The following is a 22,276-nucleotide window of genomic DNA, read 5'->3' as shown; positions in this document are numbered from 1 at the left end:
TCTGGCCTCTCGACTAGTGTAGTTCTGGTTGCGCAACCTGCGAGTGCGGCTAGCGCGACGAACCATGCAGCGATTGTTGTTTTGTGCATCTGATGTGCCGATAGTTTCTTTATGCTTACCACTCGGCAATTACCAGGACAGTGGCTCAAGCAGCGCAGGCTCGCCGAACTCGACGAGCCGCGCGTTCGAGCGCGAAAAATACCCGCTCCAGAACTGCTTCAGATCCAGCAATGTCTTCGGGTCGCGATAGCCGTTACGCTCGGACGTCGATCCGTTGGCGGCCGGCTGCATGACACCGGCTCCCAGGACATAGATTCGCGCCGAGCCGAAATCACCAAAGAGGTTGTTGTCCTGCGCCTTCTTCAGTTCGACGTCGGGATTGATGTGTCGCACGGCATTACGTGCATAGAAGCTGGTCACACTTGAGTTCTCCAGCCCGTCCGTGACGACGAAGACCAGCTTGCGCGCGACCTTTTCCTGGGCGACGGCGGGTGACACGCTCTTCAGCGCCATCAGAATGTCCGACTGATCCAGGTTCGATGTCCCTGACTTCAGTACCTGTGCGGTCGTTGCCCCCGCGAGTCGCTGGCCGTACACCAGTTGCTGCAGCATGCAGGTGTGGAAGTCCCGGAGGCGGCTCATCACGACATTGCCTTCCTCGGCCGGAGGAATCGGACGCTCGAGGACGCCTGTATGCAGCACGTTCAGATAGTGCCCTTGCGAGAATGCCGAAAATTCAGCGATGACGAACTTCGTACCGGGCTTCAGCATCGACTGAACGTTGTCGAGCACGGATTTCTGCAACGTCGCGTCGAGCAACACAGTCTGGTCGATCAGCACATAGATGAGTTGATCGTACGGGGCTTGCGGCGGCGCGATTTTGTTGGCTGCATAGCAACTGGGTACGTCGTTCGCCAGGCCCGCGTGAGCGGGCAGTGCAGCCGATAGCGCGAGGCAGGTGAAGGCGAAGGAGCGCAGTACCTGGATCGATCGGCGCATCAGATGTCTCCGAGGATGTCGTCTTCGAGACGCGCCTGTTCGGCGGCAGCCTTGCGGTGCGTCTTGAGGGCCTGGACGGCGGCGAGGATCGAGCTACGACGTGCGGCCGAATCCTCGGCTGCGATGTCGAGAATCACCTTGCGGCGCTCTGGATCGGGCTCATCGAGAATACGTTCCGCGATTCGTGCGACGTCACCGAAGAGCGGGAGTGCTTCAGCCACCTGTGCGACATTGACGGATTCCCGGGGAACGGACTGTTGCGCGGGCTGCCCGAAAGCAGGGGATACAGGAGCGGCATCGGTTTGTTGCGTGTGGCGAGCGGCTGGCGTGAGAGCTGCTTCCTCTTCCACCTTGCGTCTGTAGTAGTCGTTGTAACTGACTTTCGATACGTTTTCGCGGTATTTCGGCACTTCACGACCGAGGTGCGAACGAAGCTCTGTTAACCGCATGTTGCCGCGATCGAGGGCAGGCTTGATGTGCTTCGCCTGGTAGCTCTGAAAGCTGGTGTGGCCGAATGTCTGCCGATAGGCGTTCTTGCCGTCACCGATGAACGAACTGCCGAAGGCCTGGAAGAACCCAAGTGCCTGTGTGATCACGTAGATGATCGCGAGGAAGAGCTCAGGCTTCCTAATGTCCGCAAAGGCCGAACTGCTGTTTCCCAGAAACCGGCTTGGATGACCGGACTACTCAGTTACTTGCCGCTGAACTGGTGACGGAACGACCGTCGGCATTAGGTCGGGAGCACGGACTGCCGACTGGCCGCTTCTAGGCAGCGGAATTCCACTGGCCGCTTTCGAGCGATGAAGTTGAAAGAGCGGACTGACGCAGCCCGACCCTGAGCGGCCAATTAGACTTGAGCGGTAGGTGTCCGCTCGACAACAACCATGAGACGTTCGTAGTCCACCCTGCAGCCGCTGCAATTTTTCGTCGGAGCAACACGTTCTTGATATGCTTCGGCAAAGTCTGGCTTGCGGGGCCCGGGCTGAGTGAATGTCTACACGCTCGTCATTGACAGGCATTGCAAACTCGTCCTCATCGCTGATACCCATCAAATCAATATGACAAGCAAACTTCACATCGGGTTGGCGACGATAGCAGCAGTAAGCATTGGAAGCGCTCATGCGCAGCAATCCGCGCGTTATGTGCCGGTCAATGCCATTCCGTGCCAATATGGCCTGCCGCCCGGCGCTCTGGAGAAACTGCCGCCGCAAAGCTTGCGCTCCGCTGTCCGGGTATCGTTGAATGCACGGGGTAAGGTGGAGGATGCTGTGCTTGAGCAGTCATCTGGCAATCTGACATTTGACCGTCTCGCTGTACACGAGGCACGGCTGGCCGTTTGCAAGCCATTTTTAGATGTTCGTGGGGCTGCTATCCCAGTCGAGACGAACCTCCTGTTCGCCGTCACCTCCGCTGAGTTTAGGCCCGACGCGGCATCCGAGACGTTTTCAGCAAAGGTCGAGCGTCTTGTTCGAGCCAAGATCGTATGGGACGGACAGACCTACCATCTGAGAACAACAATTTCAGTTCGCTGCGCTTCTGACGGCAAGTTATTGGCAGCGAAAATCGTCCGGTCAAGTGGAAATCCAGAATGGGATGCGGTCGCGCTTAGCGCTGTTCAGCATTCGGACCCTATGCCGCCCGATCTCGACGGGAAAACGCCAAAAAACTTCAGGGTGACGGTGCAGCCCGGACCTGCTTGAGCTTTAAATTCGCAGCGGCGGCCGGCCGCAGATGAGGCTGATGTTTCGCTTTTATGTTGTCCGGTAGTCTCGCTAACGTTGAGACCACATTTGTCTCAATGGCACTTACCGGTCAAATTTCTGCCACCCGGAACGGCGTGTCCAATGCCCGTTGATGGCCGGAGCCGGTCGGCGCCGGACCTGCTCCGGTCGACCCGTTGCCGTCGCTTACGGTAGCACCGCTGGAAAGACACCATTCAAGGCACAGCGGCCATTCCCGCACAAAGCTTCCGTCTCCGCCCCATTTGTAGCGCAATTGACGAGCTCCCGTCGCCCGCCTTATCCCTCAATCGACGGCGATGAGCCCGCACCCGTTGTTTTCGTATAGGAAAAACACCAGTATAAAACGAAAATGTTTTGAGGTACATTCTCGCTCACGTTCCAACCCCGCTCTTTCATGGACCGACGTGATGCAAGACCAGAAGACCGTAGTGGTAATCGGAAGCGGCATCGTTGGCCTCAGTTGCGCTTTTTTCGCGCGCCGCGCGGGGTATCGGGTGCGCGTGATCGATCCGAACATCAATGACCGGCGCGCCAGCTTTGGCAACGCCGGCATTTTGGCCGTGTGCGAAACGCTCCCGCTCGCTACTCCCTCGCTGCTGCGCCAGTTGCCCTCCCTGCTCCTGTCGCGCGACAGTCCCCTGCATGTCCGCTGGCGGTATCTTCCTGCGCTTGCTCCCTGGCTCGTTCAGTTCGCGCGATCCGGTGCACGCGGTCCGTCGCTTCGCTCGGCGCTCGCCCTTAATTCGATCCTGCAAACCGCGCTCGACGCACATGCCGAACTCGCCACGGCCTGCTCGGCCGTGGAATTTCTGGCGCCGACGGGCTGGATCAAGGCCTATCAGTCCGAAGAGGCCTTTGCAAGCCAGTCGGCGGAACGCGCTGCGCTCGCTGACTGGGGTGTCGCGATGCAGTCTCTGTCACGCGCGGACGTCAACGAGCTCGCCCCGGGTTTCAAAGGCGTGTTCGCAAAAGCCACACTGTTCCCCGACTGTCAGCAGGTCAAGAATCCTGGACGATACATCGCCCGCATCCAAGGTGCATGCGTGGAACACGGCGTCGAGTTCATGGAGGACACGGTTCGGCACTTTCATTTCGCGGACGACCGGGTAACAAGAGTGCAGGCGACGGAGCGCGTAATCGAGGGTGACATCTTCGTGATCGCCTGCGGCGCCTGGTCCAAACGACTCGCCGCCGACATTGGCGATAAAGTCCCCCTCGACACCGAGCGCGGTTATCACGTCATGCTCGACACGCGAAATCGTATGTTGCTTCGGTCCCCGCTTTTCTGGCATGAGAAATCCGTGGTCTTCTCCCAGCTCGATTACGGACTTCGGATGACGAGCAGTGTCGAATTCGCAGGACTGAACGCCCCGCCCCGATACCAGAATATCGATCGTACCCTGAGCGTCATCAAAGGTATCGCGCCGGCGCTCGCTGAACTGCCGGTCGAATCCCGATGGCTCGGATTCCGGCCGTCGATGCCCGACTCCGTCCCGGTGATAGGGCGCTCTGCCCACCAACCGAACTGTTTCCTTGCGTTTGGGCACGGCCATCTTGGCCTGACGCTCGGTCCGCAGACCGGACGTCTCATCGCCCAGGCCATTCGAGGCGCCAGGACCGACATCGATCTCGCACCGTTTTCATCCTCAAGATTTGCGTCACGGTCGTCGAGCGACGCCACCGTAGTCTGAGGCCCAAGTTTTCGCCGGAGCTTTCTCCATGCTCATCCTCGACTCATCCCAGACCGCACAGCGGCTGCCGTTTGACCGCCTCATCGACGCAATCGGCGCAATGTTTGTCAACGGCTGCTCAGTGCCTCTTCGTCACAGTCATTCGATTGAGGGCGCTGGTGACGACCTGCCGGCAACACTGCTGCTTATGCCGGCGTGGGAAAAAGGCGGACGCATCGGTATTAAGACCGTCGCGGTGTTTCCGTCGAACCGCCGCCGGTCGCTTCCGGGCCTCCACTCCACCTTTGTCCTCCTTGATGCGACGACCGGCGTCCCTCTGTCGATGCTCGATGGTGATGTGATCACGTCCAGACGCACCGCTGCTGCATCCGCCCTCGCTGCGCGCATGCTCAGTCGGCCTGACTCAGCGAGCCTCCTCCTGGCCGGCTCCGGCCGTGTCGCCTCACTGATCCCCGACGCTTATGCGGCGGTGCGCCCGATCCGGAAGGTCGCCGTCTGGGACATCAATGCGAGCAGTGCCGAGGAGCTCGTCAGCAGTCTGAACGCGCGCGGCTTCTCCGCAGCGGTCGCCGTTGATCTCGAGCGCGCGGTCGCAGACGCTGACATCGTCTCGTGTGCGACCTTGTCCACGGAGCCGCTCGTGAAAGGCGCGTGGTTGCGGCCTGGCACTCACCTGGACCTGATCGGTGGCTTCACACCGACGATGCGCGAATCGGACGACGACTGCTTTGTTGACACGTCAGTATTCGTCGATACCGAGGAGGCGCTGATGAAAGCAGGCGATCTGCTTTCGCCGATGCAATCGGGCGCCTTCGACAAAGCGATGGTACGAGCGACCCTTGAGCAGCTTTGCCGCCGCGAACATCCTGGACGGCAGGTGCGCGACGAGATCACGGTCTTCAAGGCGGTCGGGACAGCGCTCGAGGACCTGGCAGCCGCATCCCTCGCTTACGACGCACCCACAGGTGCGTGAGTCACCCCATTCATCTACTTGCACGATCGGGCGAAGTCTGTCGGGTCGGCCAGGCTGCAGTTTCGAAACCACCCAACTCAAAACGGGAGATGTACATGTGTGTTCTTAAGAAAATCCGGATTAGCGCAGTCGTGGCCGCTACGGGCCTTCTGCTGAGCGGAGTCGCGAGCGCCGATGACGTCACGCGCATCGGTGTGGCCGTACCACTGACCGGGAACAATGCAGCATACGGCAAAGACATCGAAAACGCCGTGAAGCTGGCGGTCTCGGAGGCGAACGCGTCGAACCTTACGATTGGGGGCACGCCGCTCAAGTTGGTAGTCGAAGCGGGAGACGACCAGGCCGATCCCAGAACCGGCGTGCAGATCGCGCAGCAACTGGTGGACAAGGGCGTGGCGGTCGTGATCGGACACTTCAACTCCGGGACGACAATCCCCGCTTCAAAAATTTACTCGAACGCCCATGTTCCGATGATCACGCCTGCTGCCACGAATCCAACGATCACCGAGCAAGGTAGCGCGTACGTCTTCAGCATCATCGCGACCGACGCACAGAATGCTGGCGCGGCAGGCCGTTACGCGGTCGAAGTCACGAAGGCTAAGCGCATCGCGGTCATCGACGATCGCACCGCGTTCGGTCAGGGCGAGGCCGACGAGTTTGTCAAAGCAGTGACCGCTGCGCAGGGCGGCATCGTCGATCGACAATATACGAATGACAAGGCCGTCGACTTCAGCGCGCAACTGACCCACATCAAAGGCCAGAACGCTGATCTGGTGTTTTTTGCCGGGCTGAATCCTCAGGCTGGCATGGTGAAGAAGAAGATGAAGCAGCTCGGCATCCGCGCGCAATTTGTGGGCGGTGGCGGTGTGGTCGAGCCGACCTTCCTGGAGATTGCCGGCGCGGATGCGGAGGGCGCGATGGCCTGGGAGTACGGTTCGCCGATCGCTTCGCTTCCCCGCGGCAAGGAATTCGAGGCCAAGTATCAGCAGAAGTTCGGTTCTGCCATGCTCTCGTATGCGCCGTTCGCCTATGATGCAACGTGGTCTGCCATCAAGGCGATGCAAGCGGCCAATTCCACGAAGCCGGCTGATTTTCTGGCGAAGCTCCATGCGCAGGAATACGCGGGCATCACTGGCGATATTCAGTTCACTGCATCCGGCGCGTTGACGCACCCGTCGACTACGCTGTACCAGGTCGCGAACGGGAAATGGGTGCCAGTTAAGACCGTCAGATAAGCTGAACCGGCAATTTACACGGTGCCATTGCGATGTCGCCGGGGCCGTCGCGCTCCGGCGGCTGTACATCGGCTAGGCCAGCGTGATGTGTGAGCACACCCACAGGACTTTCGCGTCCGCGTCGCCGCCGGAGACGCAAGCGTGCCCCATCGCGCTATCGAAATACATCGCATCTCCTTTATCGAGTACACACGGCGCATAGAACTCGGTGTTCACGATAATCGTCCCTTCCAGGACATAAATGAACTCTTCGCCATCGTGCCGGAGCAGGCTTCGGAATTCCCCGATGCTGTGCGCCTTGATCGTCGTGAAGAGCGGAACGAATCGCTTGTCCGCCAGATCGCCGTTCAGCACCTCATAGACGTATTGAGCCGTCTCGTGCACGATTCCGTCGCCAGCCTTCGTAATGCTGCGGCGTCCCAACGGAATCGGCTTGGGCGCCTGACTGAACAACTCGCTTACATCGACACCCAGACCGATAGCAAGCGCAGCGATCTTCTCGTAGGTGGGCGAGAGCTGCCCGTTCTCGATCTTGGAAAGCGTCGAGATAGCGATCGACGACCGTTTGCTCAACTGCTGCAACGTCAGCCGCGCACTCGTTCGCAATCGCCGTAGCGTTTCGCCGAGCGTTCCCGGTTGTCCGTCGCTGCTTGTGCGCTTTAGTACCACTGTATCGCTTTGACTGTTCACTTATGTCGCCGCTCGCAGGCGGGCCGATGCGTTTACCTCTTGGCATTGTATCAAAGCGAAAGTTATTTTCTGATACGAGAATCGGGCCGACTCCTGTACCGTTTCGTGACAGGGGGTCCTTGCCGCGGAAGTCTAATGACGCGGCCTGACCGGTGAAAGCCGGGCTCGATGTGATCGGTCCAAGGGCTGGCGTGTGGTCACGCCACTAAGTGTCGGTAGAGTCGTGACGGGGCGAGGGACTCCATGCGTGCGTTAGCGAGACTAGCTCTGGCGGTATTCCGGCAATACCAACTGACAACCGGCCCAACGGACGACCGCGCGACCGCATGCGACGACAAAACGGCCACCGGGGTGGCCGGTGAGTGAGCGTATAGCTGACCGCTTGTGGCCGGCCCCGGCCTGACGCAGCCAAAGGTGCTTCACTCAACTTTGAACTGATGCTTGCTCCCGTAACGGCGACACGTGCGCCGAGATCAACAAGTCAACAGCGTGTCGACGCCAGTTTGGCGTGACTGTGGGGCGACTTGGAGTTCAATCAAGACCGACTGGCTGGTATCGGTACAGCTGTCAAAAATGCGCGAGCATGCCCACCCCTTAGCCGCAAGCGCTCGTTCGAGCACACCGAATTGGTATGTATATCACGCATCGTTGCCCTCGCGAGCGCAGAGGGCCTCGCGCGACCGCGGTCGACGGGCTATGGAAGGCGCGCGCCGCCGCGGCTTGGCCGGACGCTGTGTTTGCCCCATTTTGGTATCCGTAAAGACAACTGAGCGCGATCCGGGATTAGTACGTTCGCTGACATGAGGCAGGAACGAAAACGCACGCGTTGAAGTGGCGATCCCTACATGGTTATCGCTGCGCACGACCGCCCATATATCGTGCACACGCGTTGGTCTGCAATCGTTGCCCTGTGATCGCGGCGTCACGTTTCCGGAGAGCCTGCGTGATGCTTTTCTTTTCGTGTGCGCAAGTTATTCCTGTCTGCGGTCTTCGCCGCGGCAGGCGTTTTTCCGACTACAAGCGCGCCCTTTGCCTCGCAGCAATTTGCGACAAAGCGAGCCCAGATGTCCAGTGCCTTGCGGCGTTCAGGAATGTCATCCCGCACATCGTATATGGCATCAAGCCCACGCATTTTATGATTAAGCGCGAGTTCGCTAATTTCGCGCGATACCCCCATGTTGCGCATATGACCTTTCGCTGTACTACGGGTGTCATGCGGCGTAAATCGCCGGACGGTCAATCGGTTATCTTTAAACGCATTTCTCAGCGCATGAAGCAGTGTGCGTCGGTCGATGTGGATATCGCCGTACCTCTTTCTACGGGCAGCGTGGCGCGTGCGCAGTAGCCATTGCGAATCGGTGGACAGCGCCCACAACTCACGAATCCACTTACTTACTGCGGGTGCAAGCGGTACAAGGAATCCTTGACGGGTCTTAGTATTGTGGTCGGGAATCACCCACGTTCCGCGCTTCAGACCTATCAGTTCCTTGCGCGCCGTCACGAGTTCGCCAGTGCGCACGCATGTAGCTGCATGTAGCTAACAGTATGCGTAACATCAGCCCGTTTTCACGTCCGATCTTGTCGTCGATGTCTGGCAGTATTACGCTCAGTTCTTTCTCGCTGAGCATGACACGCTTGCGGGCTTGTGGTTTGGGTCCGATGACTGCCTTCAAGTCAATGCCGACCGCCGGATTGTATCCAATCAGGCGCTTGCCGACGCCTCCGCCGAAAACTTGTTTCGTCGTGGCCAGTATTTTCTTTGTGATCTGCCAGGTAAGTGCGGCCGTTTCGAGCATGAACACGATGTCGGACGGCTTGACCTTGTCTACCTCAAGGGAGCCGAGCTTGGGCCGGATGAACGTATTGATGTTCCAGAGGTGCTCGCGGATCGTTGCCTGCGCGAGCGGCGGGAGCAGAGCTTTCTCCGCGTACTCGTCGCAGAGTTGGTTGACCGTTCGCGATGCTGCCGTTCGTGCCTTTTCGGTCTTCTTGTCCGCGGCTGGGTCAGCACCGTTGTCGATGGCAACGCGATGCGCCCGTCAGCCTGCGCGCGCTCGCGAGTGTGAGGTCGGGGTAGTTGCCGAGCGTGAGCTCGCGTCGGCGGGTACCTCTGCGGTAGCGAAGCATCCAGGATGCAGTACCATTCTGGGAAAGCGCGAACGTGAGCCCGTCGCCGTCTGCCTTGGCGACGGGTTTTTTGTGGGCGATCCAGTGACGGATCTGAACGTCATCCAACGCGTGATGCAGGCGCGGCATGTGAGAGACCTAGGGAGATGGGGCTTATTGATTATAAGTCTCTGGTTACCCACGTAGCTACCCAAAAACGATGCGCTTCTCGAGGATGTCTTGGGGTGTGGTGGACGGTAAAACATTGATTTTTAAATAATTGTTCTCTCTGGTAAGACAGGGCGGGCTACCGAGATACAGCATATGACTTATTGTGTAGCGATGTCCGTCGACGAAGGCCTCGTGTTCCTTTCGGACACGCGGACCAATGCGGGCGTCGACCACATCAGCACCGCGCGCAAGATGTCGGTGTTCGAACAGCCGGGCGAGCGCATGCTCGTGCTGCTGGGCGCAGGCAACCTGTCGCTTACGCAGGCGGTGCTGCACGAACTGTCCGAGCCGACGGATCCGTCACAGCCCACGCTATGGAGCGCGCCGACAATGGCCGACGCGGCACGTGTGATCGGCCGCGCAGTGCGCTCGGTGCATCAGCGGGAGGCGGGAGCGTTGCAGGAATTCGGCGTCGAGTTCAATTGCAGCTTCATTCTCGGCGGCCAGATTGCTGGCAACCGGCCGAGCCTCTTCATGATCTATGCGGCGGGCAACTTCATCGAGGCGTCGGCCGTCAACCCGTATTTTCAGATCGGTGAGGCCAAGTACGGCAAGCCGATTATCGACCGCGTGCTGACGCCTTCCACGCCACTGGACGAAGCCGCAAAGTGCGCGCTCATTTCAATGGATTCGACGTTGCGTTCCAACCTGTCGGTCGGGATGCCGCTCGATCTGCTGGTGTACGAGAAGGACGCGCTGCGCGTCACACGTTTTGTGTCCATCGATCACGACAACGATTACTTCGAGATGATCCATCGCACGTGGGGCGAGCGGCTGCGTCAGGTGTTCGGCGAGATTCCCGATCCCGACTGGCAGGAATCGCCCAATGTGCCGATGTTGCAGCGCGAGCGGGCACTGGTGCTGCATCGCGCGCCGGTGGGCGCGGATGGCATCGAACATGAACACGATGCAAAGCCCGCGCAGACTCTCGCGCAGGCGGAGAAAGGCAAGGCGCAGCGCAGATAACGGTTCCGCAGTGCTCGACGCTGCGTGCAGGAATCGACGCAGCGCATCGGGAAGTGCAATCTAGTCAGAGGAAAGGTCGCCACAAGCTCGCTGTGCGGGTGCGTCGGCGGCCTTTTCTTTTTGTGCCCAGCCGAACTTTTGATGACGGTAGTCAAAAGCGGGGGACGAAAAAAAACAGCCACCGGCGGAAGCCGGTGGCTGGTTTGAACTGCGTAAGCTTCAGCAGTCCGTCAAGCTCGATTAGAACTTGTGGCGGATGCCCAGGCTAACGATTTCTTGCGAGCTCGAAGCCGAGTTGTAACCGTACGAACCGATTGCTGCGCCTGCGCTGACCAGGGCACCGTTCGAAGCGCGTTGATCGCCATTCGCGTGCTGGTATGCGCCGACCAGGTAGATATCCGTGCGCTTCGACAGGTTGTAGTCGCCGCCCAGGGAAACCTGGTGATACGTTGCGCTCGCGTCGCCGCTAGCCTTCGTGTAGATGTAGCCCACACCGACCAGCAGTGCCGGCGTTGCCTGGTAGCCCAGGTATGCGCCGCCGACGTTGTACTTCTGGGTCGAGCCGAAGCCCGAGAACGCATCCGGCTTGTACTGCGCGTTGCTATAGCGCAGGTTGGCCGTGAACGGACCTGCCACGTATTGAACAGCAACCGAAGCGATACCGACCGACTTGGCCGCGGCGTATGCGCCGTTGACCTGGTTGTCGAACGTACCATCCGACGTGCTGCCGTTCCAGCCGGTCGACGGCGGCGTGCCGGCCGTGCGGCTAGCCAGCGTATTGCCGTTGTTCAGGCGGAAGTAGCCGGCTGCAACGCTGAACGGACCCGTTGCATACGTTGCGGCGCCCGCCCAGGATTGGCCCGAACCCGCTTGGCCGGCGACGCCGCCAAACGCGTACATGCCTTCGAACTGGAAGCCACCCCACACCGGCGAGGTGTACTTGACAGCGTTGTTCGTGCGCGACGAGTTGTCGTTGTTGTCCACGTCGCCCGGCGTCGTGAACGTCGAACCGAAGTAGTTGTCACCCGTGAGCGGTTGAACCAGATCGACCAGCGGGTCGTACTGGCGACCCAGCGTGACCGTACCCCACTGATCGCCGGTCAAGCCGACATACGCCTGACGACCGAACATGCGGCCGCCTTGGCCGAGACGGCCGCTGTTCGGATCAAAGCCGTTTTCCAACTGGAAAATCGCCTTCAGACCGCCGCCCAGATCTTCTGTGCCCTTCAAGCCCCAGCGGCTACCTTGCAGGTTGCCGGCAACCAGGCCAACCTGGTTGGTGTTGCGGGTGCCTGTCGCTGCGTCGGTCGTGTTATGCGCAAACTGGATCGATTCATCGATCAAGCCATACAGGGTCACGCTGCTTTGAGCGTGTGCAGCGCCGGTAGCGCCGAGCAGCGCCAGCGAGAGGGTAGACAGTGCGATTCGTTTCATCCATTTCTCCACGCAGATGATTAGTTTACTTGTTGCGGAAAGGAGAATAGCTCACGCCGTCAATCGGTAAGAACTGGAAAAAAAAGAGTGTCGCCAAAAACCGACAACTCGCGCAAAGCCTTGTATTTAAAGCCAGTTAGCGATTGTTTCCTTTTCGGCAATATTGTTTCGTTGCATTCGCATTATTGTTGTTTTGTTGACAGTGATGGCATCGCTCCCATGCTGTCTGGCATTTATTTGTAATGTAAATGTAATGAAGTCGTCTAAACGCCGCATTCGGGTTTTGGAGGGTGTCCAGTCAGCACGCTGAGCATTAGCTGGAAAGCGGGCTAGACAGGCCCCGCCGATTGTGATCACTGTCTGCACCATCGCGGGGCGCGCCACGTGGCCGCAGTTGCTGCGCTATTTTGGCGCGACGTCGTCGTCACGCTTATGACGCGCGATGGTGGCCGCCGCGAGCCCGGCGGCCGCGGCCAATGCGACCGATCTCCACGGATGCTGGCGCACGTAGCGATTCGCCGCAACGGCTTTGCGGCTTGCGCCAACCAGGGTAACCGCCGCGAGATGCGTCGCTTGGGCTTCCGCCGAGATCACCGAGCGTCCGACGGTGAGCGCCGTGGCCCGCGCCGACGGTTTTTTGCGCAGTTGCAAGCGTCGTGGGACCGAAGCCGCCGACGCGGCGGTTCCCGCTTCCGCGAACGCGCCGCCGGCTTCAGCGGGCAGCGGGCTGCGATCGAACGCCTGCTCATGCGCGTGGAACGCCGCGTTCGCTGGGACCGTCGACGCTGCCAGCACCGACGCGAGTTTCGCGCGGCTTCCCGGCGGCGAATCGCCTTGCATGGCCCAGCCGCCACGTGGATCGTGAAGACGGCCGCGCGCAGCCGAAAACTCCGCGCCGAGCAGTAGCACGGCAGCCGAGAAGTACAGCCACATCAGCAGCACGGCGAGGGAGCCGGCCGCGCCGAACGAGCTCGCCATGCCCGCGTGCGCCAGATACAGCGCGAACAGCTTCTTGCCGGCCGTAAACAGCACCGCCGCGACGATTCCGCCGACCAGCGCATCGCGCCAACGCACCTTTGCATCGGGCAGGAATTTGAGCAAGCCGGCGAACGCAAACGCGAGCACGAGCAAGCCGACGCCGAGTTGCAGCAGATTGCCGATCGCGACATACGGCGAGTCGCCCCACAGCCACTTGCCGATAAACGTGATTACCGTATCGAGCACGAGAGAGACGATCAGCAGAAAGGCGACGCCGAGCACGAGCCCGAATGAGATCAGCCGCACGCGCACCAGCGCGATCACGCTCGATGTGCGCGGACCGGTGTACGGCCACACGACATTGAGCGCGCTATTGAGCGACGAGAAAGTGGCTGAGGCGCCGATCGCGAGCATCGAAAACGAAATGATGGCCGCGACGCCGCCCGCGCTGCCGCTGTGATGCGCGTTCTCGACGATGGTCTGCACGCCTGCCGCGGCCTGGTCGCCGAGCAGTCCGTGAATGTGATCGAACAGTTCGCCGCGCGCGGCCTCCGCGCCGAAAAACCAGCCGGCCACTGCGATCACCATGACGAGTGTCGGCGCGAGAGAAAACGCGGCGTAGAACGCGATGCTGGCTGCCATTGCCGTGCAGCGGTCTTCGGAAAACTGCTTGAGCGCTCCGAGCGCCCAGTTCGCCTGCGTGCGAGCCACGTGCTGGAGGTGCTCGGCGGAAAGCGTGTCGATGTCCATAGTCGAAGTCTCGATAGGTACGGGCGCTGGACGGCAGGCGATCCACTCAGCCAGCGCTGTGCAGCCTCGTATCGCTGTCTTTCGCAAACCTTGTGCCTGTGACTATAGCAAGCGCGGTCGCGCCGCGCGCCATGCGCCGGTGCGCCGCCGCGCGTGTGCCGCTAGAATGCGATGGCTCGCCCATCCACATCTATCGACCACCATGCACTCGCACGAAGCCTTAAAGCAGTTGGACGTGATTCCCGCGGAAGAACTCGCCGCGCGTTTGCCCCCACATGTTCTCGCGGAGTTGCCGCCGCAAGGCGTAACAGTTTTCTCCGTGGCCGACGACGCTTCCGACACCGCCGCCTTCAGCGCGCGCTACGGCTTCGGTCTTGAAGACTGCGCGAATACGATCGTGATGCGCTACAGGAAAGACGGTGGCGAACATTACGCTGCGCTGGTTTCGCTCGGGTCGTTGCGGCTCGACGTCAACGGTGCGGTGAAGGCGGCGCTCGGCGCGCAGCGGCTGTCGTTCGCGAAGCGTGAGGTCGCGGTCGAACTGAGCGCAATGGAGTTCGGCGGCATTACGGCTTTCGGTTTGCCGGCGGACTGGCGCGTTCTCGTCGATGCCGCCGTGATGGAGCGCGCGCAGATCGTGATGGGAGCGGGTATCCGCGCGGCGAAGCTGCTGCTCGCACCGGACGTGTTGCGCCAGTGGCCGCGTTGCGAAGTGTTCGACATGACGCTGGCCGCGGAGTGAACGTCGTTGGCGTGCTCGCTCAGAGCACACCGCAAAAACGCGAGCGCCGTCAAAGCCTCAGCGCATCGCTTAGGCGAACCCGACACCCGCGCGGCTCAGCAAGCGCTGGTTGCGCTCGGAGAGGTTCTTCACGCGCAACTGCTTGCCGGCCTTGCGATAACGCTCGTAAAGACCTTGCAATGCCGCAAGCGCGGAATGATCCGCGAGCAGCAGATGACTACAGTCGATCGTGACATCCGCCGGGTCCTGCTGCGGATCGAAAAGCTCATGAAAACGCGTGGTGGAGGCAAAAAACAGCGTGCCGCGCGGCACATAGGTTTTGTCGCCGGAACGATCTTCGACATGTGCGTGAATTTCGCGCGCGTGCTGCCACGCGAAGTTGAGCGCCGCAATCACGATGCCGCACAACACGGCAATCGCCAGATCTGAAAACACCGTGATGATCGTGACCGCGACGATCACCAGTGCGTCGTTGCGCGGCACCTTGCCGAGCACGCGCAGCGAGCCCCACGCGAAAGTCTGCTGTGCAACCACGAACATGACGCCGACTAGCGCTGCAAGAGGAATGCGTTCGATGAGCGGCGACAGGAACAGGATGTACATCAGAATCATCACGCCGCTGACGATGCCCGACAGCCGAGAGCGGCCGCCCGAATTCAGATTGATCATCGTCTGGCCGATCATCGCGCAACCGCCCATGCCGCCGAACAGACCGGAGGCGATATTCGCGGCGCCCAACGCGAGACACTCGCGGTTCGGCTGGCCGCGAGTTTCGGTGATTTCATCGGTCAGATTGAATGTCAGCAGCGTCTCAAGCAGCCCGACAATCGCAATCAACACCGCATACGGCAGCACGACTTGCAGCGTCTGCAAGTTCAGCGGGACATCGGGGATATTGAAGCTCGGCAGCCCGCCCGCGATGTGCGCCATATCGCCGAGCGTGCGCGTGGGCAGATGCAGCAGTTGTGCGAACACGCCGACGCCCACAATCGCCACTAGCGCGGGCGGCGCGGCCCGCGTGACACGCGGCAGCACATAAACGATCAGCATGGTCAGCGCGACGAGGCCGCACATCATCGCGAGGTCGCTGCCGTGCAGCCATGCTTCGCCTTGCGACGTGCTTTGCCTGAAATGCGCGAGCTGCGCCGTCGCAATCACGATTGCAAGTCCGTTGACGAAGCCGAGCATCACCGGATGCGGGACCATGCGGATCAGCTTGCCGAGCCGCAATGCGCCGAACAGCACCATCAGTACGCCGCTTAGTATCACGGTGGCGAGCAGATACTGCGCGCCGTGCTGAACGACCAGCGCCACGATGACAACCGCCATCGAGCCGGCTGCGCCCGATATCATCCCTGGGCGGCCGCCGAATAGCGCGGTGATTGTGCAGATGAAGAATGCGCCATACAGGCCCATTAGCGGATTGAGATGTGCGACGAGCGCGAACGCGATGCATTCGGGCACGAGTGCGAACGACGAAGTCAGACCCGCGAGCACATTGCTGCGGATACCGGAAAGCCTGGCGGGCCAACCGTGAGTAGGGCTAGCGGTATTCATCTTGAGTGAGGTGGTTTGCCGCGCGAGCGCTGCATCTTGGGATGCATATGCCGGGCAACATGAGCGTCCCGGCCTGAGGTGCTTCGGTGGCCGGGCGTTTGCGAAAGGGGTGGATTTTACAGCAGGCCGGCCTTTTTGACCGGCGACGCTCATGAGCGTGTTCGCCCATCCGGGCAAGGAGGCGATCAACGGCCGCCACGCGGACCGCGAGGCGGCCGCGTGGCTTCTGACATCTATCAGATGATGAGGCGCGAGACCTTGGTGCCTTCGAGCGACACGCCGGCCATCAGGCCGCCGTTCGTCAGAACGAATGCTTCGACGGGACTCGTCGCGGTGGAGGTATCGATCGCACCGTTCGCGCCGACCTTCAGCACGGCGACGGTCGCGTCCGCGCCGGCTGCCCAGCCCTGGCTATTGAGGAATTTGTCGAGTGCTTCCTGCGTCATGAAAAGGAAGATGAGCGCTTTGGACTGCGCGCCGATCTGCAAGCCGAACGAGCCGGCCACCGTGCTGTAGTAGCCGGTCGTGCGGCCGCCGACACGCAGCGCTCCTTCGCCGTATTGTCCACCGACCCAGAAGCCCGCCGAGATCACCGATGGAAACACCAGCACCCCGCGCGCTTTCGCCACGAGTTCGCGCGAGCCGCCGACGTTCGCGTACAGCCGCGAAAGCGTGGAGTCGACACCCGCGTTGATCGTATCGCGCTTGCTGGCGTTGGCGGACGCCGACGCGTTCGAAGACTGGGACGTGGTGGTGCAACCGGCCAGGCCGAGGCCTGCGGTAGCGAAAGCCGCGCCGGCCGTCGTGATGAATTGTCGTCTGCGCATGTCTGTTTGTCCTTTTACGTTATCGAAGTGGTTTTTCTTTATCGATGAAACGGTAATGCCGTGACGCCGGCCGTGAGACCGGTGTCAATGATAAGGTAGCATTTGCCGTGCCTGCTCATGTCGCCCGCGCAAAGGCGACACGGTGGACCGCGCAGCGAGGCATTCACGCCGCCACGCCTGGCGACTCGCGTTGTTCGGCGCTACATGGCTGGGCGAATGTTCTGGTTGTGACAGAACAGGTTGTGCGGGTCGTAGCGGCTTTTCACGGCGACCAGCCGCTCGTAGTTCGGACCGTACGCGTCGGCGACCCGGCCGGCTTCTTCCTGCGTCATGAAGTTGACATAGACACTGCCGAGCGAGAAAGGCGCTGCGGCGTCGAAGAAGGCGCGAGCCCACGCGATGCAACGCTCGTCGTCGGCGGGATCTTCCCAGCGGCCGTGCACGTTCATCGCGTATTGCGTATCGCGGCTCGAATAGGCGGTCGCGGTAACAGGCACGCGCTGCGTTTGCCCGCCGATCTGTCCAAAGAAAATCTCGCACTGGGGAGACGGCAGATTCCGGATCGACTGAAGCAGTGCTTCGATCAGGCCATCGTCGATGCCGGCGAGGTTGTGCGACTTCCAGTAATTGCGCGATCCCGGCGCGAGCAGTGGGTCGAACGCCTGTTGCCACATTGCATACGGCATTTCACCGAGATGTTCGCCGACCGGCGTGCCGAAAGTCTTCACTTGCGCCACCGCCGAAGGTCCGTTCGCAGTTGGTCCCGTGTAGCACATCGCGAAGATGATGACCGGCTGGCCATGCACGTCGGAGGGTAAAAACGGGAGCGGCGGCGCGAGTCGCAGAACGGCCCATACACTCAGATCATCGGGCATGTCCGTGGCCGCCGCGCGATATTTGACGAGCGCGTCCCTCGCCTGATCGAGCGGCAATACGACGAGTCCGCCGTACACCATCGGTCCTACCGGATGCAGAGCAAACTCGAATGAAGTAACCACGCCGAAATTGCCGCCGCCGCCGCGAATCGCCCAGAACATATCTTCATTCGATTCCGCGCTGGCGCGAAGCAACTCACCGCCGGCGGTGACGACGTCGGCGGAAATCAGGTTGTCCACCGTCATGCCGTATTTACGGCTGAGCCAGCCGAAACCGCCGCCGAGCGTCAAGCCCGCGACGCCGGTAGTCGAGTTGATGCCGAGCGGCGTCGCAAGCCCGAAAGCCTGCGCTTCATGATCGAAGTCCGCGAGCGTCGCGCCCGGTTCGACATACGCGCGTCTCGCGAGAGGATCGATTCGCACCGATTTCATCAGCGAGAAGTCCATTACGAGGCCGTCGTCGCATAGCGCGCTGCCGGCTATGTTATGACCGCCGCCGCGAATCGCCAGCGGCAATTCGTTATCGCGCGCGAAGGCCATGCCGCGGCGCACGTCGGCGACACCGGCGCAGCGCAGGATCATCGCAGGGCGGCGGTCGATCATTGCATTCCAGATGCTGCGTGCTTCGTCGAAGCCGGAATCGTCGGGCAGCACGAGTTGCCCTCGTACAGCGGTTTTCAGTTCTTCGATGGCGCTGCTCGACACTTGAGTCATGGCTTGTCTCCAGGGTTTTGTGAGGGCGCTCTTGCAGCACCGTTGACTGACCACGCAGATCGAAAGCATCTTGGCAGGTTGGTTCAGCGTCCAGTAAACGGGGCTGTTCGGCTTCGGCAAACACACGTAAACCCGCGTGCGACTTCCTGCTTCCGGCGAAGCCCGCAGGGCGGGCGTGTGCCGGCATCGAAGGGGACGTGAGCAGGGCGCGCGTTGCGTATGGTGCATGTGCTTGCAAAAAAAACGCGCGCGAAAGTGTTGGTTTATCGCGCTGTCCGAGCGCCTGGCCGCGACAGATACGACAAGGCGGCAATGCGTTGCATGAACGCCTAGCGCGGCACCTCGATGATCTTCTCGTGCGTCACCACAAAAACTCTTTCACCATTGGCACGGCCGTCGTCGCGCGCACCTCCGGTAAAGCCGCCGAACGCGGGCAGTACGCCATATTCTGTGCCGAAACGAAAGCACGGCACGCGAACGGAGTCGTTGTGGGTTGCGATTCGATAGACGGGATGTAAATGGCCGGCCAGTGCATAAGCACCGTCGACCGTCTGCGGGTGATGACACAAGGCCCACGGTCCGATGCGCCACGGCTCCTGCACATAGTCGACGTTGAGCGTACTGGGTAGGGCGCCCGCATGCCGATCGTGATTGCCTTCAACGAGCACGACCTGCAAACTTGCATGACGCGCGCGCCAGACGTGCAACGCATTTAGCGTTTCGTCGCTATGCGCCTCGCGCGCATGCAGTAGATCGCCGAGAAACACGAGCGTGGCCGGCTCGAATTCGGCAATCAGAATGTCGAGGCGCATCAGGTTGTCGGCAGTCGAGCCGACCGGCACGGGAACACCGCGCGCACGAAATACCGCGTCCTTGCCGAGATGCGCATCGGCGACGAAAAGACAACGGAGCGCGGGATCGAACGCCGCGCGCAAGCTGGACAGCACGAGTGCGTGTCCGGCGATTTCGACACGCAACGAAGCAGGCTTCATGTGCGGGCCGCCTTTTCCAGTTCCGCTAGCATCCGCTCGACACGATCCGCGAGCTTCTCCGTGCTGACTTTTTCGCGCAAGCGCCCGACGATGAGCGGAAACGCGAATGGCGTAGGCTTTTTGGGGCGCGTGAGAACCAGGCGGCTCTCATTCATCCGTTCGAGTGCCGAGCGAATGCGTTTGGCGTCGAGTTCCTGCAATAGCACTTCGGCGTCTGCCTGGTTTAGCAACAGATTGCTGCTGTCATGGTTGCGGAAAATCTCGTAAAAGAGGCCGCTGGAGGCCTGCAATTGCCGCGCGCTTTTCTGCTGGCCGGGATGTCCCTGGAACACGAGTCCCGACACACGCGCGATCTCGCGGAAACGTCGTCTCGACAACTCCGACGAATTAAGGCTCGCGAGAATGTCGTGATCCAGTTCTTCGGGCGACAGCAAACCGGTCTCCAGTTCCGCGGCCCAGTCGAATGGTTGCGCGGACAACAGCTCAAAACCATAGTCGTTCATCGAAATAGAAAAAGTGCCCGGCTTTTCACGCGCGACCCGCCATGCGAGCAATGCGCCCAGACCGATATGCGCAGTACGCCCTGCAAATGGATAGCAGAAGAAATGGTGACCCTCGCGCGATTTGAGTACTTCCGCGACCAGGACACCAGGCTGCGGCAACGCCGACCACTTCTGCTGCAATTCGAGCAGCGGCCGAACCGCGCGCATTTCCGGTTCGTTGTAAATGCCGCCGGCGGCGCGCGCGAGCATCGTCAATGTCGCGTCGGCGAGTTCTGATGAGAGCGGCATGCGGCTGCCCGCCCATTGCGGCATGGCACCGCGCACGGACGTCGCGCGCTTGACCCATGCAGTCATGTCCTGCACGCGAATCAATTCCAGCGCGCGTCCGCCGAACGTGAAGATATCGCCCGGTTTGAGCCGCGAAATAAACGACTCTTCTATTGCGCCAATGCGTCCACCCGCCAGATAAGCGACATTCAGCGTGCCGTTCGCGACGATCGTGCCGACGTTATTGCGATGCCGCCGCACCAGATCCTCACGTGACACACGGTATAGACCGTCGCTTTCGCGCACCACGCGATGGTAGTCCGGATACGCGCGCAGCGCGGTGCCGCCGCCTTCCACGAAGCCTAATGCCCAATCAAATTCATTCTGCGCGAGATACCGGTACGCGTACGCGCTGCGAATTTCGTCGTACAGGTCGTGCGCGTTGAAGCCGCCGCCTATCGCCACTGTCACCAGGTGCTGAACCAGAACATCGAACGGTTTCTCCGGCGTTTCGCGGCCTTCTATTTGCCGCTTTTCAACCGCTTCGCGCGCCGCTGCTGCTTCGACGAGTTCGAGTGCATGCGTGGGTACGATCGTCACGCGTGATGGACGCCCCGGCGCATGGCCGGAGCGTCCTGCTCGCTGCATCAAACGCGCGACGCCTTTGGGCGAGCCGATCTGGAATACACGCTCCACCGGCAGAAAGTCGACGCCGAGGTCCAAGCTCGATGTGCATACAACCACTTTCAACAGGCCGCTCTTCAAGCCGCGCTCGACCCACTCGCGGACTTCCTGGTCGAGCGAACCGTGATGCAGTGCGATCGCGCCGGCCCATTCGGGCCGCACTTCGAGCAATGCCTGATACCAGACCTCGCATTGCGAGCGCGTGTTCGTAAATACGAGCGATGTACGCGCTTGTCCGATTGCATCGGCCACTGCTTCGACCTGCCGCATTCCCATATGGCCGCCCCACGGAAATCGCTCGATGGTCTCTGGAATGACCGTATCCACGATCAATGCTTTCGGCAGGTTGCCATGAACGCTCACGCGCGGCGTGCTGACCGCTGCGAGCAGTACATCGGCCGCGAACGCAAGGTTGCCGAGCGTCGCCGACAAACCCCACACCTGCAATTCCGGGCGCCAATGCGCGAGCCGCGCAAGTGCGAGTTGCGTCTGCGTGCCGCGCTTGTTGCCAAGCAGTTCATGCCATTCGTCGACGATTGCAAATCTCACATGCGACAGTACTTCGCGTGCGTCCGGCCTTGTGAGGACGAGCGACAGGCTCTCGGGCGTGGTGATCAGCGCGGACGGCATGCGCCGGTTTTGCCGCGCGCGTTCGGCACTGGATGTGTCGCCGGTTCGCAAGCCTACTGTCCACGGCACGGCCAGCTCGTTCGCCGAGCCTTGCAATGCGCGTGCGGTATCGGCCGCGAGTGCGCGCATCGGCGTGATCCAGAGGAGGGTGAGCGGCTCGGGTTGCGTGCGTGCCGCGCGCTTGCTGGTGAGTGCAGATGTGGGCGTGGACGTGGATGCAGACGTTGACCTCGAGCCTGCCGCCGATGCGGCGAGGGCGCCGAACCATACGGCCCACGTCTTACCTGCCCCGGTGGTTGCGTGCAGCAAGCCGCTCGCGCCTCGTTCCATTTCGCGCCAGACCTCGCGCTGAAAATCGAATGGCAGCCAGCGGCGCGCTTCGAACCACGCCTGAAGCTTGTCGGCGAAAGGCCGGCGCATCGCATCTTCGTCGATGGCGAACGGCAGCGGCTCGAATGCCGGCTCGCGCGCATCGAGCCGCGCCTGCTGCTCGCGGCTGCGCGGAATGCGCCGCGGCCGCGGCGCGCGGCGCCGCTCCGGTACAACCGAAGGCGACGGAAGGTCATGGTTGTCGGGATCGACGGGTTCGTTCATCGAAAGCGCTCAGTAGCATCAGGTTCGCATCGCGGCGATTGCTCGCAATGCATGTCCTATGTGGACCGCGCGCGCACTGCGCTGGTTCACGACATC

At 61.1% G+C, this 22,276-nt stretch carries 19 protein-coding genes; 6 read left to right on the top strand and 13 right to left on the bottom strand.

The features are described 5' to 3' along the window. Positions 1-129: 129 nt before the first annotated feature. Both F759_RS0115480 and F759_RS0115475 read right to left on the bottom strand, forming a co-directional pair. Positions 130-999, bottom strand: coding sequence for a hypothetical protein (locus F759_RS0115480; RefSeq protein ID WP_027800654.1), 870 nt, complete (start codon positions 997-999; stop codon positions 130-132). Continuing rightward, positions 999-1,595, bottom strand: coding sequence for a hypothetical protein (locus F759_RS0115475; RefSeq protein WP_027800653.1), 597 nt, complete (start codon positions 1,593-1,595; stop codon positions 999-1,001). Before F759_RS0115475 ends, F759_RS0115480 begins: the two co-directional genes overlap by 1 nt. A 390-nt stretch (positions 1,596-1,985) precedes the next feature. Here F759_RS0115475 and F759_RS0115470 point away from each other — a divergent pair, with 390 nt between their 5' ends. From F759_RS0115470 to F759_RS0115455, 4 genes are all read left to right on the top strand, one after another. Further along, a complete protein-coding gene (locus F759_RS0115470) occupies positions 1,986-2,699 on the top strand; it encodes a TonB family protein (protein ID WP_027800652.1) in 714 nt (237 codons plus the stop codon). A 449-nt stretch (positions 2,700-3,148) separates the two neighbouring features. Then, on the top strand, positions 3,149-4,432 hold the full coding sequence (locus F759_RS37825) for an NAD(P)/FAD-dependent oxidoreductase (RefSeq protein ID WP_051377290.1): 1,284 nt from the start codon (positions 3,149-3,151) through the stop codon (positions 4,430-4,432). 28 nt (positions 4,433-4,460) lie between these two features. Continuing rightward, positions 4,461-5,405 (top strand): bifunctional Delta(1)-pyrroline-2-carboxylate/Delta(1)-piperideine-2-carboxylate reductase, encoded by a 945-nt coding sequence (gene lhpI / locus F759_RS0115460; RefSeq protein ID WP_027800651.1) that lies wholly within the window; start codon positions 4,461-4,463, stop codon positions 5,403-5,405. Positions 5,406-5,500: 95 nt separating this feature from the next. Further along, entirely contained in the window at positions 5,501-6,640 is a 1,140-nt protein-coding gene (locus tag F759_RS0115455; protein WP_152530649.1) for a branched-chain amino acid ABC transporter substrate-binding protein, read from the top strand. A gap of 72 nt (positions 6,641-6,712) precedes the next feature. On the opposite strand, the gene F759_RS0115450 is transcribed toward F759_RS0115455, so the two are convergent. The 4 genes from F759_RS0115450 to F759_RS44085 all read right to left on the bottom strand — a co-directional run bounded on the left by F759_RS0115450 (position 6,713) and on the right by F759_RS44085 (position 9,586). After that, complete coding sequence (locus tag F759_RS0115450) at positions 6,713-7,330, bottom strand: helix-turn-helix domain-containing protein (RefSeq protein ID WP_036024491.1); 618 nt, start codon at positions 7,328-7,330, stop codon at positions 6,713-6,715. Positions 7,331-8,252: 922 nt separating this feature from the next. Beyond that, positions 8,253-8,831, bottom strand: a complete 579-nt coding sequence (locus F759_RS44095) for a tyrosine-type recombinase/integrase (protein ID WP_244438837.1) — start codon at positions 8,829-8,831, stop codon at positions 8,253-8,255. Beyond that, complete coding sequence (locus F759_RS44090; protein WP_244438836.1) at positions 8,764-9,132, bottom strand: hypothetical protein; 369 nt, start codon at positions 9,130-9,132, stop codon at positions 8,764-8,766. Before F759_RS44090 ends, F759_RS44095 begins: the two co-directional genes overlap by 68 nt. 202 nt (positions 9,133-9,334) lie before the next feature. Further along, positions 9,335-9,586, bottom strand: a complete 252-nt coding sequence (locus F759_RS44085; protein ID WP_244438835.1) for an Arm DNA-binding domain-containing protein — start codon at positions 9,584-9,586, stop codon at positions 9,335-9,337. A gap of 174 nt (positions 9,587-9,760) precedes the next feature. Here F759_RS44085 and F759_RS0115430 point away from each other — a divergent pair, with 174 nt between their 5' ends. Then, positions 9,761-10,633, top strand: coding sequence for a proteasome-type protease (locus F759_RS0115430; RefSeq protein WP_027800645.1), 873 nt, complete (start codon positions 9,761-9,763; stop codon positions 10,631-10,633). 240 nt (positions 10,634-10,873) lie between these two features. On the opposite strand, the gene F759_RS0115425 is transcribed toward F759_RS0115430, so the two are convergent. Together F759_RS0115425 and F759_RS0115420 are read right to left on the bottom strand one after the other, a co-directional pair. Further along, positions 10,874-12,067 (bottom strand): porin, encoded by a 1,194-nt coding sequence (locus F759_RS0115425; RefSeq protein ID WP_027800644.1) that lies wholly within the window; start codon positions 12,065-12,067, stop codon positions 10,874-10,876. Positions 12,068-12,469: 402 nt separating this feature from the next. Beyond that, positions 12,470-13,795 carry a YihY/virulence factor BrkB family protein gene (locus F759_RS0115420; protein WP_027800643.1) on the bottom strand — a complete coding sequence of 442 codons (1,326 nt, stop codon included), beginning with the start codon at positions 13,793-13,795 and terminating at the stop codon, positions 12,470-12,472. A 202-nt stretch (positions 13,796-13,997) separates the two neighbouring features. Between F759_RS0115420 and F759_RS0115415 the strand changes: the two genes are divergently transcribed. Beyond that, positions 13,998-14,537: a YbaK/EbsC family protein gene (locus tag F759_RS0115415; protein WP_027800642.1), complete on the top strand. Its 540-nt coding sequence runs from the start codon at positions 13,998-14,000 to the stop codon at positions 14,535-14,537. A gap of 69 nt (positions 14,538-14,606) precedes the next feature. On the opposite strand, the gene F759_RS0115410 is transcribed toward F759_RS0115415, so the two are convergent. The 5 genes from F759_RS0115410 to F759_RS0115380 form a co-directional block, all read right to left on the bottom strand. Next, entirely contained in the window at positions 14,607-16,094 is a 1,488-nt protein-coding gene (locus tag F759_RS0115410; RefSeq protein ID WP_027800641.1) for a SulP family inorganic anion transporter, read from the bottom strand. Positions 16,095-16,330: 236 nt separating this feature from the next. Next, positions 16,331-16,921 carry a BPSL1445 family SYLF domain-containing lipoprotein gene (locus F759_RS0115400; RefSeq protein ID WP_027800640.1) on the bottom strand — a complete coding sequence of 197 codons (591 nt, stop codon included), beginning with the start codon at positions 16,919-16,921 and terminating at the stop codon, positions 16,331-16,333. A gap of 200 nt (positions 16,922-17,121) precedes the next feature. After that, a complete protein-coding gene (locus F759_RS0115395; protein WP_027800639.1) occupies positions 17,122-18,510 on the bottom strand; it encodes an FAD-binding oxidoreductase in 1,389 nt (462 codons plus the stop codon). Positions 18,511-18,839: 329 nt separating this feature from the next. Further along, entirely contained in the window at positions 18,840-19,502 is a 663-nt protein-coding gene (gene pdeM / locus F759_RS0115385) for a ligase-associated DNA damage response endonuclease PdeM (protein ID WP_027800638.1), read from the bottom strand. Beyond that, the gene (locus F759_RS0115380; protein ID WP_027800637.1) at positions 19,499-22,180 is read right to left on the bottom strand and encodes a ligase-associated DNA damage response DEXH box helicase; all 2,682 of its coding nucleotides are present in this window, start codon (positions 22,178-22,180) and stop codon (positions 19,499-19,501) included. The genes pdeM and F759_RS0115380 overlap by 4 nt, the downstream gene beginning before the upstream one ends. Positions 22,181-22,276: the final 96 nt, after the last annotated feature.

The sequence above is a fragment of the Paraburkholderia dilworthii genome (genome assembly GCF_000472525.1).
Lineage (GTDB): Bacteria > Pseudomonadota > Gammaproteobacteria > Burkholderiales > Burkholderiaceae > Paraburkholderia > Paraburkholderia dilworthii.
Note: the sequence above shows the minus strand (reverse complement) of the source record. Positions and strands in the feature narration are given on the sequence as shown.